General features: G+C 39.9%; 15 protein-coding genes. 11 read left to right on the forward strand and 4 right to left on the reverse strand.

All coding sequences use genetic code 11. From position 1 onward, the window contains the following. The first annotated feature begins 87 nt into the window (after nucleotides 1–87). The 3 genes from BA1DRAFT_RS18060 to pip all read left to right on the forward strand — a co-directional run bounded on the left by BA1DRAFT_RS18060 (nucleotide 88) and on the right by pip (nucleotide 1,776). Nucleotides 88–267 carry a YoaH family protein gene (locus tag BA1DRAFT_RS18060; RefSeq protein ID WP_036781980.1) on the forward strand — a complete coding sequence of 60 codons (180 nt, stop codon included), beginning with the start codon at nucleotides 88–90 and terminating at the stop codon, nucleotides 265–267. 107 nt (nucleotides 268–374) lie between these two features. Further along, nucleotides 375–749, forward strand: coding sequence for a protein YebF (gene yebF, locus BA1DRAFT_RS18065; RefSeq protein ID WP_036781982.1), 375 nt, complete (start codon nucleotides 375–377; stop codon nucleotides 747–749). Nucleotides 750–822: 73 nt separating this feature from the next. Further along, nucleotides 823–1,776 carry a prolyl aminopeptidase gene (gene pip, locus BA1DRAFT_RS18070; protein WP_036781984.1) on the forward strand — a complete coding sequence of 318 codons (954 nt, stop codon included), beginning with the start codon at nucleotides 823–825 and terminating at the stop codon, nucleotides 1,774–1,776. A 47-nt stretch (nucleotides 1,777–1,823) separates the two neighbouring features. Here pip and BA1DRAFT_RS18075 read toward each other — a convergent pair whose 3' ends face one another. Then, on the reverse strand, nucleotides 1,824–2,054 hold the full coding sequence (locus BA1DRAFT_RS18075; protein WP_036781986.1) for a DNA polymerase III subunit theta: 231 nt from the start codon (nucleotides 2,052–2,054) through the stop codon (nucleotides 1,824–1,826). 319 nt (nucleotides 2,055–2,373) lie between these two features. On the opposite strand from BA1DRAFT_RS18075, the gene ftnA reads away from it, so the two are divergent. The 4 genes from ftnA to BA1DRAFT_RS18095 all read left to right on the forward strand — a co-directional run bounded on the left by ftnA (nucleotide 2,374) and on the right by BA1DRAFT_RS18095 (nucleotide 4,835). Beyond that, nucleotides 2,374–2,877, forward strand: a complete 504-nt coding sequence (gene ftnA, locus BA1DRAFT_RS18080; RefSeq protein WP_036782010.1) for a non-heme ferritin — start codon at nucleotides 2,374–2,376, stop codon at nucleotides 2,875–2,877. Nucleotides 2,878–3,071: 194 nt separating this feature from the next. After that, nucleotides 3,072–3,458 carry a CopC domain-containing protein YobA gene (gene yobA / locus BA1DRAFT_RS18085; protein ID WP_036781988.1) on the forward strand — a complete coding sequence of 129 codons (387 nt, stop codon included), beginning with the start codon at nucleotides 3,072–3,074 and terminating at the stop codon, nucleotides 3,456–3,458. A gap of 2 nt (nucleotides 3,459–3,460) precedes the next feature. Then, on the forward strand, nucleotides 3,461–4,354 hold the full coding sequence (gene copD / locus BA1DRAFT_RS18090; protein WP_036781990.1) for a copper homeostasis membrane protein CopD: 894 nt from the start codon (nucleotides 3,461–3,463) through the stop codon (nucleotides 4,352–4,354). A gap of 139 nt (nucleotides 4,355–4,493) precedes the next feature. Continuing rightward, nucleotides 4,494–4,835: a YebY family protein gene (locus tag BA1DRAFT_RS18095; protein ID WP_036781991.1), complete on the forward strand. Its 342-nt coding sequence runs from the start codon at nucleotides 4,494–4,496 to the stop codon at nucleotides 4,833–4,835. A 227-nt stretch (nucleotides 4,836–5,062) separates the two neighbouring features. Here the strand turns inward: BA1DRAFT_RS18095 and BA1DRAFT_RS18100 are convergent, their stop codons facing one another. Further along, a complete protein-coding gene (locus BA1DRAFT_RS18100; protein ID WP_036781993.1) occupies nucleotides 5,063–5,305 on the reverse strand; it encodes a DUF1480 family protein in 243 nt (80 codons plus the stop codon). Nucleotides 5,306–5,969: 664 nt separating this feature from the next. On the opposite strand from BA1DRAFT_RS18100, the gene BA1DRAFT_RS18105 reads away from it, so the two are divergent. From BA1DRAFT_RS18105 to htpX, 4 genes are all read left to right on the forward strand, one after another. Beyond that, nucleotides 5,970–6,467, forward strand: coding sequence for a GAF domain-containing protein (locus BA1DRAFT_RS18105; protein ID WP_036781995.1), 498 nt, complete (start codon nucleotides 5,970–5,972; stop codon nucleotides 6,465–6,467). Between the two features lie 95 nt (nucleotides 6,468–6,562). Further along, nucleotides 6,563–7,270: an RNA chaperone ProQ gene (gene proQ, locus BA1DRAFT_RS18110; protein ID WP_036781998.1), complete on the forward strand. Its 708-nt coding sequence runs from the start codon at nucleotides 6,563–6,565 to the stop codon at nucleotides 7,268–7,270. 19 nt (nucleotides 7,271–7,289) lie between these two features. After that, nucleotides 7,290–9,341 (forward strand): carboxy terminal-processing peptidase, encoded by a 2,052-nt coding sequence (gene prc, locus BA1DRAFT_RS18115; protein WP_036782000.1) that lies wholly within the window; start codon nucleotides 7,290–7,292, stop codon nucleotides 9,339–9,341. 350 nt (nucleotides 9,342–9,691) lie between these two features. Then, complete coding sequence (gene htpX / locus BA1DRAFT_RS18120) at nucleotides 9,692–10,579, forward strand: protease HtpX (protein WP_036782002.1); 888 nt, start codon at nucleotides 9,692–9,694, stop codon at nucleotides 10,577–10,579. Between the two features lie 66 nt (nucleotides 10,580–10,645). Here the strand turns inward: htpX and BA1DRAFT_RS18125 are convergent, their stop codons facing one another. Together BA1DRAFT_RS18125 and BA1DRAFT_RS18130 are read right to left on the reverse strand one after the other, a co-directional pair. Continuing rightward, nucleotides 10,646–12,037 (reverse strand): L-cystine transporter, encoded by a 1,392-nt coding sequence (locus BA1DRAFT_RS18125; RefSeq protein WP_036782004.1) that lies wholly within the window; start codon nucleotides 12,035–12,037, stop codon nucleotides 10,646–10,648. Nucleotides 12,038–12,224: 187 nt separating this feature from the next. Continuing rightward, the gene (locus BA1DRAFT_RS18130; protein ID WP_036782006.1) at nucleotides 12,225–12,773 is read right to left on the reverse strand and encodes a metal-dependent hydrolase; all 549 of its coding nucleotides are present in this window, start codon (nucleotides 12,771–12,773) and stop codon (nucleotides 12,225–12,227) included. Between the last annotated feature and the right edge of the window lie 227 nt (nucleotides 12,774–13,000).

Here is a 13,000-nt window from a genome sequence, read left to right on the forward strand (position 1 = left end):
TTACAGATTAACATAGAAATCTATTCCTTACTTGAGTTAAAAATCGCTATACTCCTCGGCATAGATCACTTTATAGAGGTTATTATCATGTTTTCGGATATGCCAACATTATCCCATCAGGAACAGCAACTAGCAGTGGAAAAAATTCAGCAATTGATGGTTGAAGGAATGAGCAGTGGGGAAGCGATTGCGTTGGTTGCTCAAGAAATTCGTGAACAGCATCGAGGAAAAGAACAGGTGAATGTAGTGTTTGATGATGAAAAATGAACATAATTAAATTATTTATTTAACAATAATCACACATTTGTTTTACCTGACATGCTAGGTTAGCTCCATATTTAATCTCTTACTTTGAGATATTAACGGGAGGTAGTATGAAAGCATGTCATATCATTAACAGAGTTGGCCTATCGGGTGCTGCACTTTTGCTCACTGTTTCATTCACAGTATCTGCTGTATCGGAGAACAAACGTGTTGGTAAATTTATTTCTTGCGATAATTTAACCAAATCGCAAATTGCCGCTCAAGTAAAGCGTGATTTTCTGCAAAACCGCATTAACCATTGGTCAGAAGATAGAAAGCAGTTGGGAACTTCTAAACCAGTGGTGTGGGTAAAGGCGGAAAATATTACTGGCGATAAAGATATCTTAAAAATTCCGCTGACTGTTCGTGGTTCTAAACGTGACAAAGGTTACCGTGTTGTCGTTGATTGTCAGCAAAATACGATTAGCTATAGCGAATTGAAATAACATTTTCTGCTAGTTATCTCTACCCGTCGTTAGACGGATACTGGGTTTGGTGTTAGTCAGTAAAGGAAATGTTATGTCAGAATTGAGAAAATTATATCCGGTTTGTGAGGCTTATCGCTCGGGTTATTTGGATACAGGCGATGGTCATCAAATTTATTGGGAATTGTGCGGTAATCCTGTAGGTAAGCCTGCTGTATTTATTCATGGCGGGCCAGGCGGTGGTATTGCCTCTTATCACCGTCGGTTATTCGACCTGAAGAAATATCATGTCATGCTATTCGATCAGCGTGGTTGTGGACGTTCAAAACCTCATGCCAGTTTGGAAAATAATACCACTTGGCATTTAGTTGAAGATATTGAGCGTTTACGTCAATTGATGGGGGTGGAAAAATGGCTGGTATTTGGTGGCTCGTGGGGTTCAACTTTATCTTTAGTTTATGCTCAGACTCATCCTCAACGCGTTTCTGAATTAATTCTTCGGGGAATTTTCTTGCTGAGACCACAAGAGTTGCACTGGTATTATCAGGATGGCGCTTCTAATTTCTTCCCTGACAAATGGCAACGCACAGTATCTATTTTATCGGAGGAAGAACGAAAGGATGTGATCGGAGCATATAATAAGCGGCTGACCAGTGATGACCTTCGTGTGCAATTAGAAGCCGCTCGTCTCTGGAGTTTGTGGGAAGGGGAGACGGTGACATTGCTTCCTTCAAATAGTGTGGAGTGTTTTGCAGAAGATGAGTTTGCTTTGGCATTTGCTCGGATTGAGAACCACTATTTTATCAATGAGGGTTTTATGAATGAGGAGCAGCAACTGTTGAATAATATTGACGTTATACGGGATATTCCGGCAGTTATCATTCATGGCCGATATGATATGGCTTGCCGGGTGCAAAATGCTTGGGATCTGGCGCAGGCATGGCCGGAGGCGGAATTATATATCATTGAAGGAGCAGGACATTCATTTGATGAGCCGGGTATTTTACATCAGCTTATTAGTGCAACAGATAGGTTTGCCGATAAGTAATTGGATATAACCACCGGTTATCCGGTGGTTACTCACTGACTGGCTGATTAGCGGCCTTTGGGTTCGTAGGGTAAGCGGGAAAGCTGTTTGGATAATTGGCGATAATGCACTAAGCGTTGTTGAAAATATTGCCGCAGATACTCGGGTTGCTCTTGTTCAACGGTATCAGGCAGTACTGGCATATTGTAACGCTCCTTAAAAGCTACGCCGGAGGCTGCCAAATCAACATTCATTTTATCCATGTTCTCTGTGGAAAGCTCGGCCAGATTATGTTTCATAAGTGTCTTTCTCATTCACACACAAAGTGATAAAACTAATCCAGAAGAGTTTTTCTGGCAAGGTCTGAATTGATTATTTTATAAATATAAATAATATTCATTATCATTAAATATAAAAATTCCTTGATGAAGATTATTTTGTAAATGTAATTCATTTTCATTTAAATATATTAAATGAGATTCATTTTCATTTTATTTATCATGAAATATATTTATATTTCAATATGATATGTATATTTAATTTATTTTCTCTTATTGGGTTTTATTATTCTGATTTAATTGGCATAATATAGGTGAATTAATGACTGGAGTATCTATTATGTTAAACCGAGAAATGATTGATAAATTAAATGAACAGATGAATCTGGAGTTCTATTCTGCGAATTTATATCTACAAATGAGTGCATGGTGCGGTGAACAAGGATTACCTGGCGCTGCTGCGTTTTTTAAATCACACTCCCAGGAAGAAATGCAGCATATGCATCGTTTGTTTGATTATCTGAGTGATACAGGTGCAATGCCACGTTTGGGGCAAATTGATGCGCCTTCCGCCGATTATGAATCTATAACCCATGTACTCAATAGAACTTATGAACACGAGAAGTTTATTACTGCCGAAATTAATAAACTTGCTCATTTGGCGATAACCACGCAGGATTATTCTACTTTTAACTTTCTGCAATGGTATGTAGCGGAACAGCATGAAGAAGAGAAATTGTTTAAATCTATCCTTGATAAATTAGGTATGGTTGGCGAGGATGGTAAAGCACTTTTCCTATTGGATAAAGATCTGAAAGGTCTGGCTGCTGCAAATCCTGTCTAATGAAATGGAATTAATTAGCCGCAGTAGTCGCAATAACTTTAGGTATTTAAAGTCAATGCTGCGGTTTTCCTTTATTTTTGCGCGATAGTTCACAAGACGAAATTCTCATTGTAAGTTATCGCAGATAAAATAACTCTTTTGATATAAAATGATGACAACTTATCGAGATTCATTTGAAAATTAAGAGGTTATTGATGACTATTAGCACAATTCGCTCTTTTTGCCGAAAATTATCTGCTCTAATTGTTCTTTTTGTTGGCATATCCTGCCAGCAAGCTTTGGCCCATGCCCATTTGACAGAACAAATTCCGGCGGAAGATACTACTGTAGAAAATACACCGCAGGTAATCACATTAAGCTTTTCTGAAGGTATTGAACTGAATTTTAGTAAAGTAAAAGTGACTGGTCCGGAAAATAGACCCATTAAAACCGGAAAATTGAAGCTTGATCCGGCAACTAATACAAAACTGATTCTTCCTATCGAAGATAAACTAACGACAGGGAGATATGATGTGAACTGGAGCGTGGTCTCTGTTGATGGGCATAAGACCAAAGGTGTCTATAGCTTTACAGTGAAATAATTATGTCTCTGGCGGCGCTGTATATTCTTTGTCGCTTCACCCATTTTGTGGCAGTTATGTTAATGTTTGGCTTTAGCGTATTTACTGCCATCTTGGTTCCTGAGCGTTTATCTGTTCTGATTGATGCGCGCCTTCGTTTAGGGGTAATTATCAGTACCGTTGTGACATTAATAACAACAATTGGATGGTTGGCAATTCAGGCGGGAATAATGGGGGATGGCTGGCAGGATATTTATAATCTAGAAATCTGGTTGGCAGTACTGGGAACAACTTTTGGTAAAGTTTGGCAATGGCAAATACTGATTTCAATAGTTGCTACGGGGTTTTTGTTTATCAGTAAACAAAAAGCCAGAAATATTCTGATGTTAATCAGTTCTACGGTTTTACTCGCCTGCCATGCCTTTATAGGCCATTCGGTAATGCATGATGGGATAACCGGCGTTTTTTCTCAGGTCAATCAGGTAATTCACTTAGTGAGTGTTGGGTATTGGTTTGGTGGATTATGGCCTTTTTTGTTATGTCTGCAATTTTTACGGATAAAAAATGAATTGGCCATAGGGTTGGATAAACAGATTATGATTTCTATGATGCGTTTTTCCACGTATGGTCACGTTGCTGTAACCCTGATTATTATAACGGGCATCATAAGCAGCTTAATTTTGCTGCCGAACTGGCCGAAATATAGCGGCAGTGAATATCAATCCATGCTATGGCTGAAGATAGCATTAGTGGCGGGCATGGTGATGCTAGCATTAATTAACCGCTATATCCTGGTTCCCAAACTGAAACAACCTGGCCGTTATCAGTTGTTGATTATCAATAGTTGGATTGAAATTATCCTCGGAGCATTGGTTTTATTATGTGTTGCTGCTTTTGCCACTTATCAACCAGTTTGATTTTCTTAGCTAACTATCTATCTCAATAGGTGCTATTGGTGTAGCCTATTCTTGACACTAAATATATAGTGAATATGGAAAAAGCTGGAGTGTATAAAGATCCACTTCGCTCGCTTTTATATCTACATTGGTAACTATTATGAAACGTTTACTCTTATTACTTTCCTTGTTTTGTCTCTCTTTTCAAAATGTTGCTGCGCCGATTGAAACGGTGAGTAAGCTACAATTTGGTGATAAATGGGCATTTACACGGGAAGAGGTGATGTTGGATTGCCGAGCAAATAAGGCTCTGTTTGTGATTAATCCAAGTACGTTAGTGCAATACCCATTGAATGATATAGCCACAGAGATGATGCAGGTAGGGAAAGTGAATGCTAAGTCTTTGGATATTATTTTATTGGATGATAGCAAAAATCCAACTCAAAAAATGAGTATAGAGCCATTCCAACAAGCAGCTTTAGCATTGTGCGATAAAAAATAATGTCATTGAGTAAGCGATAGCGTCTATATTTGGCTTAATGGAAGATGTTGTTTTTGATTATTTATTATCCAAAAAGTTGGTAAAATGCAAGTATGTCGGCTACGCTTTAAGTTGTAAGTTGTTTTTCGTCTCAATGACACTTTTAGCGCACGGCTCTTAAGAGCCATTTTCCCTAGGCCGAGTAGAGGAGTCAACTCGGCCTTTTTTTGTCACAAGTTTTGTGGACATCAGACCACCCTCATAACCCATGCATGTCTTTGTCTATCATAATGCTTTCTGTAGAGAAGAATGTGTTTATCGTTTAATAAGGCGGGAATACTGGTGTGTTCATCCCATCCATCCAACTGCATACAGAGTTCGCGGTCGGAATTACAGGGAATGCTGATGGTGATATCATCCTCTTCAGAAGGTGAAGAGAGAATAGCATCATCAATTTCGTAGCTGGAAATTCTTAATATTGTCTGGTTCATGATCGCTCCTTAACTTTTAGATAACAGGTAAGACCAGTGTGGCCATCATTGAGGATAGATCAAATAGCTGAGATTTCCAGTAATAATATTTTCTATGTTGGATAATCGGTAGATGATATTGCTGTTATAATTATCTGTTCTAAAACTTACTATCGTCATATTGCTTTTTTTATCTTTGTCATTCTTTGACCTTTTATACATTCAGTAGGAAATATTTATTTGGTGTGGTAGTAAGGAGTAAAAGTGTTAGTGATGGTGTAGTAAATGCAATAATTCTACGGATAAATTGTTTGAATGTTTTGTTTTTTACTACACAACCAGTCAATTCTCAAATGGAAGAGGCTAATGAACGACACTGTTATCAGATAATTGATCTTTATAATTGTGGAAAAGTTCAATTTAATTTTATTGTATGGGAACCTGGAGGTGCTGACGGTGAATCATATTCATACTGGTTGCGCCCCTGATAATGTTTTGGTAAGTAGTGTGATATCTCACAAGCTTTTGCAAGTATTCAATAAATATATTAAAGAATATCTTATTAAAGATAGTAAAGAATTTACGTCAGTGTGACAGACTGTTAACCTTATTGTTATGGGCATTTGATATTTTTTTGATATAAAAATAGAGATGCGTTTTGTGAATTTCATCGGATAGGTCAATTATGAATAAAAATGAGTTCTATCGGGAGCTTACGGGGGACTTAAAAGCTCTGTTGTCTGGTGAGTATGACTTAATAGCAACGCTGGCTAATGCCAGTGCATTGTTGTATGAACGCTTGCATGATGTTAACTGGGTTGGTTTTTACCTGATTGATGGCGATACGTTGGTGTTAGGGCCATTTCAGGGAAAAGTTGCTTGTGTCAGAATACCTGTTGGCAAGGGGGTATGCGGAACGGCTGTATTAGAAAAGCGCATCCAGCGTGTTGATGATGTTCATACGTTCCCAGGCCATATCGCCTGTGATGCTGCTAGTAACGCTGAAATTGTGCTTCCGTTGATTGTAAGCGATAGAATCATCGGTGTATTGGATATTGATAGTACGGTCTTTAATAGGTTCGACGAGAAAGACGAATTTGGCTTACAAGCCCTTATTGATGGGCTTTGTGCTCATTTAGAACAGTGCGTTATGCCTAAATATGTTGAATTGAATGTAACTTAACATATGGATAACGTGGCATTTATCAGCAACGCTATTATAATGACGCCAGTTCATGCCTATGCTGGTTGGCAAAACCGTTGTAATCAGGAAATTTCATGGAAAATCAACCTAAGTTGAATAGTAGTAAAGAGATTATTGCATTTTTAGCTGAGCGTTTCCCGCTCTGTTTCGTAGCAGAAGGTGAAGCTCGTCCTTTAAAGATCGGTATTTTTCAAGATATCGTTGAACGTATTCAGGACGAAGAGTGTTTAAGTAAAACACAACTGCGCTCCGCCTTACGTCTGTACACATCAAGTTGGCGCTATTTGTATGGTGTTAAAGAAGGTGCACAGCGTGTTGACCTTGATGGTAATTCATGCGGTGAACTGGAAGCGGAACACATTGAACACGCTCTCCAGCAACTGACTGAAGCCAAAGCACGGGTTCAGGCACAGCGTGCGGAACAAAGAGCTAAGAAACGTGAAGCTGAAAATGCGGCGGCTGGTGAAAAAAATGAACGGCCCGCAGCCAAGAAACCTGCACCTCGTCGCCGTGCTAACAATATTGAGGGGGAAAAACGGCAGCAACAGCCACGCCAACAAAAGCGTCCTCAGCAAGCACGTAAGCCAGTTGCTAAACCTGCTCAACCTTCACCTACTCAGATTATCGATGTTTCATCGCTGAAAATTGGTCAGGAAATTAAAGTAAGAGTGGGTAAGAGTTCAGTGGATGCTTCTGTGCTTGAGATCGCCAAAGATGGTGTACGAGTACAATTGCCTTCCGGTTTGGCAATGATTGTACGCGCAGAACATTTACAGTTCTGATACGGAGGCCAACCTGGGCATGAACAAATTCGTCAGACTGGCTTTTGTCTTAGGTGTTTCAATTTTTGGTACTTGTTATGCAAATACAAACAGTCCGGTGGCTGTTCCTGTTGGCATTGAACAACTACCTATATTGAAGCAGGAACCTCAGCATTCAACAGTGAGCGAGCGGGTAACATCCCGCTTCACTCGTTCTCATTATCGCCAATTTGATTTAAATGGTGATTTTTCGGCAAAAATATTTGATCGCTACCTCAATATACTGGATTACAGCCATAACATATTATTAGCGTCAGATATTGCTCAGTATGCCGATAAGAAAAAGTTGTTAGGCAAGGAATTGGAAAGTGGGAATCTGGAAATTCCATATGACTTGTTTAATTTGTTACAGAAACGTCGCTTTGAACGTTATCAGTACGCTTTATCGCGTCTTGAACAGCCAATGAATTTTGATGGTAATGATACAATTGATATTGATCGTTCCAAAGCCCCTTGGCCACAGAGTGTGGAAGAGCTAAATAAACTTTGGGATGCTAAAGTTAAGTATGATTGGCTCAACCTCAAGCTCAGTGGCAAAGAGGACAATAAAATCAAAGAGATGCTCACCAAACGTTATCAATCCGCGTTAAAACGTCTGACACAAAGTCAAAGTGAAGATGTTTTCCAATTGATTATGACTGCGTTTGCTCGTGAAATTGATCCTCATACCAATTATCTTTCACCACGCAATACTGAACAGTTTAACTCAGAAATGAGTCTTTCCCTGGAGGGGATTGGTGCTGTTTTGCAAATAGATGATGACTACACGGTTATAAATTCTTTGGTTGCTGGTGGACCTGCCGCCAAAAGCAAAGCATTAAACGTGGGCGATAAGATTATTGGTGTCGCTCAGTCTGGGAAGTCTATGGTGGACATTATTGGCTGGCGTCTGGATGATGTGGTTGCGCTGATTAAAGGTCCTAAAGGGAGTAAAGTACGGCTTGAGGTTATTTCTGATACCAAAGGGGCAAAACCACGTACTGTTACTTTAACTCGTGAACAGATCCGTTTGGAAGATCGGGCTGTGAAGATGTCAGTTAAGACAATGGGTCAGGAAAAAGTGGGCGTTCTTGATATCCCCGGTTTTTATGTTGGTTTGACTGATAATGTTAAAACGCAATTACAAAAACTGACCAAACAGCATGTCAGTGCTATTGTCATTGATTTGCGTAGCAATGGCGGTGGTGCGCTGACAGAGGCGGTTTCTTTATCAGGCTTGTTTCTCCCAAGTGGCCCGATTGTCCAAGTTAGAGATAATAATGGAAAAATCCGTCAGGATTCTGATACCGATGAAGTGGTGTACTATAAAGGACCTTTGGTTGTTCTGGTAGACCATTTTAGTGCTTCTGCTTCTGAAATTTTTGCCGCGGCAATGCAGGATTATGGGCGAGCATTGATTGTTGGTGAACCGACTTTTGGTAAAGGTACAGTTCAACAATATCGTTCTTTGAGTCGTATTTACGATCAAATGATGCGTCCTGATTGGCCATCACTGGGTTCTGTCCAATATACGATTCAGAAGTTCTATCGCGTGAATGGCGGTAGTACTCAGCGTAAAGGGGTTACTCCTGATATTGTAATGCCGACGGGGGTTGATCCGGCAGAAACGGGGGAAAGTTTCGAAGATAATGCTTTGCCTTGGGATAGCATTCCTCCTGCCCGTTATACAGGGTCTAAAATTGTTGCTGCATTGGTTCCTCAGTTGAATGTCGTTCACAATGCTCGCATTACAAATGATCCAGAATTCAAGTACATCAATGAGGATATTGCTCACTATAAGGCGATGAAAGAGCATAAAAATCTTGTTTCTTTGAACTACGCACAAAGAGAGAAAGAGAATAAGGAAGCGGATGCTCTGAAGTTGAATCGCATAAATGATCGCTTTAAACGCGAAGGTAAAAAGCCGTTAACTTCACTGGATGATTTACCTAAAGATTATCAGGGGCCAGATCCCTATCTTGATGAGTCAGTGAAGATTGCACTTGATTTAGCACACCAACCTGCTGAGAAAATGTTAGCTAAATCTAAATAAAATAATGGGTTAAAGCCTGTCAATGATTAATGCCCAATATCGTTCGCTTGAGATGTTTTGAGTGAACGGTATATTGGGTTTTCAATAAAATAATATGAACAGCCTTTTTAAGGTGTTTTTTCTTTTCAGAAAAGATGAATTGTTTCACATTTTCTCAGCATTACTAGGGGTTGGAGTATTTTGTTTAACCAATTGGTGTTAGGCTAATGCGGGTTTTTTTATGATTTTGTAAAGTTGTGTTGATCTTATCGCTTAACAGGTTAAAAGCCTTGAATATAGTAAGAACAGCCTTATTTATAGAGTAGTTCTGAAAGTGCATTTATGATTATTAATAAAGGAAGCCGGTTTTTATGATGCGAATTGTTTTGTTCCTCCTCACTAACCTCGCTGTTATGTTGGTGTTCGGGATAATACTTTCTTTGACAGGAATTCAGAGGAGTAGTGTACAAGGTCTGATGATTATGGCTGGCCTGTTTGGTTTTGGGGGAGCATTTGTTTCCCTGTTGATGTCCAAATGGATGGCTTTGCGCTCTGTGGGTGGTCAGGTCATAGAACAGCCAGCAAATGAAGTTGAACATTGGTTAGTTGAAACTGTTCGTCGTCAAGCGGAACAGGTCAATATTGCCATGCCCCAGGTTGCGATTTATGCCGCGCCTGATATTAACGCATTCGCTACCGGAGCGCGTCGTAATGCTTCTCTGGTAGCTGTCAGCACCGGTCTATTGGACAACATGAGTAGGGCAGAAGCAGAAGCCGTTATTGCTCATGAGATTAGTCATATTGCTAATGGTGATATGGTGACGATGACCTTGTTGCAAGGGATAGTAAATACTTTCGTGATCTTTATTTCTCGTCTGCTGGCTCAGGCTGTATCAAGTTTCCTGTCTGGCAACAGTGATGAGGAAGAGAGTAACTCCTCTGGTAATCCGATTGTTTACATGGTTGTTTCAATGGTGCTGGAAATAGTATTTGGTATTCTGGCGAGCATTATCACAATGTGGTTCTCCCGTTACCGCGAGTTCCATGCAGATGCAGGTTCAGCCAAATTGGTCGGCCGTGAGAAAATGATTGCTGCTTTACAGCGTCTGAAAACCAGTTATGAACCGCAGGAAGAAGGCAGTATGATGGCGTTCTGTATTAATGGTAAAGCAAAAACATTCAGTGAGCTGTTCATGTCTCACCCACCATTGGACAAACGTATTGAAGCGCTGCGTAGTGGACAATACCTGAATAAATAACATTGTGAATAAAATAAAAAGCCGGAAAATCAACTCCGGCTTTTTTGCAACTTTTGAGGTTTTAAATTATAGCTGACTTAATTCAACCTGTTCTTCCTGATCGAAGATAGTTTTATCAGTTTGTCCCATCAGTTGACTGGTAATAGTACCAGCAGTCATTGAGCCACTTACATTCAGCGCCGTACGGCCCATATCAATGAGAGGCTCAACAGAAATCAATAAAGCAATCAACGTCACAGGTAATCCCATTGCGGGTAAGACAATCAGTGCGGCAAATGTAGCACCGCCACCTACACCGGCAACACCAGCAGAGCTGATAGTGACAATGCCAACGAGTGTTGCAATCCACATCGGATCGAGAGGGTTTATACCTACTGTTGGAGCAACCATTGTTGCCAACATGGCGGGATAAATCCCGGCACAGCCATTCTGACCAATGGTTGCTCCGAAAGATGCTGAGAAACTGGCGATAGATTCTGGCACGCCAATACGGAGTGTCTGGGTTTCGACATTCAGTGGAATACTGGCCGCACTGGAACGGCTGGTGAATGCAAAAGTCAACACTGGCCAGGTTTTTTTGAAGAATCTAAGTGGATTGATGCCGATGAGAGAAAGCAGAAACCCATGAACAACAAATACGAGTGCTAATGCAATGTAAGATGCGATAACAAAGGTTCCCAGTTTTGCAATTTCATGGATATTAGAGTTGGCGACAACTTTGGTCATTAGAGCCATAACACCATACGGCGTTAGGCGCATAACCAGACGAACCAGCTTCATTACCCATGCTTGTATAGTATCAATAGCGACTAATATGCGCTCACCTCTTTCATGATCATCTTTCAGCATTTGCAGAGCTGCGATACCTAAGAAAGTTGCAAAAATGACAACGCTGATAACAGAGGTTGGATTAGCGCCGGTTAAATCTGCAAATGGATTTTTAGGAATAAAAGATAAAATCAATTGTGGTACAGATAAATCAGAGACTTTGTTGGCGTAGTTGTTTTCGATAGCAGACAGGCGGTTTGTTTCTTGAGGACCTTGAATTAGACCTTCAGCAGTCAAACCGAACAGGTTGATAATCATGATACCGATAAGCGCTGCAATCATTGTAGTAAATAGCAACGTTCCAATGGTCAGAAAACTGATTTTTCCTAGAGAAGATGCTTTGTGTAATTTGGCGACTGCACTCAGAATAGAGGCAAATACCAGAGGCATAATGACCATTTGTAGAAGCTGTACGTAACCATTACCTACAATGTTGAACCATGATATGGATTCCTTCACTATGGTATTATCAGAACCATAAACTAGTTGCAGTGCCAAGCCAAAAATAATGCCAATGGCAAGGCCAGCAAAAACTTTTTTTGACAGGTTCCATTGTCGTGAACTGGCTTTTGACAATAGCAAAAGCAGTGCTACGAAGACGAGCACATTCGAAATGAGTGGTAAATTCATCCCCAAACTCCAGAATTCAATTTAGTTGAGTCATAAGTTGTATCGAATCGTGTAAGTTTGCAAACGAACACATTACAACAAGCAGTTGGGGAATATAGTATCAGCTTAAATTATTCTCATTTATAACTATATAGAATTTGATATAACAAATGTGACTTTTAAGATTTATTTTTAGTCAATTAGAGTATTATAAATAGAGATCTTTGATGCGATTGATATAAAAAAGTATAGAGTATTCAATATCTTTTGGTAGAAAAATGGCAATGACAATTAATAGAGCAGAAATAAACCTTTCTGCTTTCTTGTTTCCTTGCTTGCCAAGCACAGGTAGACAGAAACGTATTTTAATTGGCCATAATAACGGCACACCCGCAGGTGTCAGCATATCTGCAATCAGGTGGCTCAAATAGCCAACAATCATGGCATGGAAAAAATCAGTTGGGATTAGCCACTCTTCCGGTATTTTTAGCCAAAATAAAGTGATTCCTAATATGAGAGCAAGTAAGCTGTGAGTAAATCCTCTATGACCGCAGAGTTTGGCAACGGGAATGGAGATAAATCTGAATAATCTACCCAAGGTTGAATTGGGGTGATCGATATCGGGTAACAAGGCAGTAAGCAGCACCCCTGGCAGCATATGCAGCCAGTCTCCATTAGCTATCTCTGTTGTTATTTCTAGTTTGTGTGCCAGGATAATGCTGGCAACGGAAAATAAAAGATGCCCTTCTGCGGTCATAAATTCCTCTGACTAATAACTGTCTATCCATACAGTCGGCGAAGTATAGAGGGTTTTACGTGGGTAAGATAGAGGGTGAAAAGCAAAAATATCTTATTTAATAATATATAACGTTAATATCTAATTAGCTTTAAAGTAAGCGCCTAATTAATCCCACATATCCGATTAATTAATCTTTTGTCATAGTGTGTTTTCTTTTTATTCAGGAGATAAACCACCATGACACT

It is taken from the genome of Photorhabdus aegyptia (genome assembly GCF_000612035.1).
In the GTDB taxonomy this organism is placed as follows: domain Bacteria; phylum Pseudomonadota; class Gammaproteobacteria; order Enterobacterales; family Enterobacteriaceae; genus Photorhabdus; species Photorhabdus akhurstii.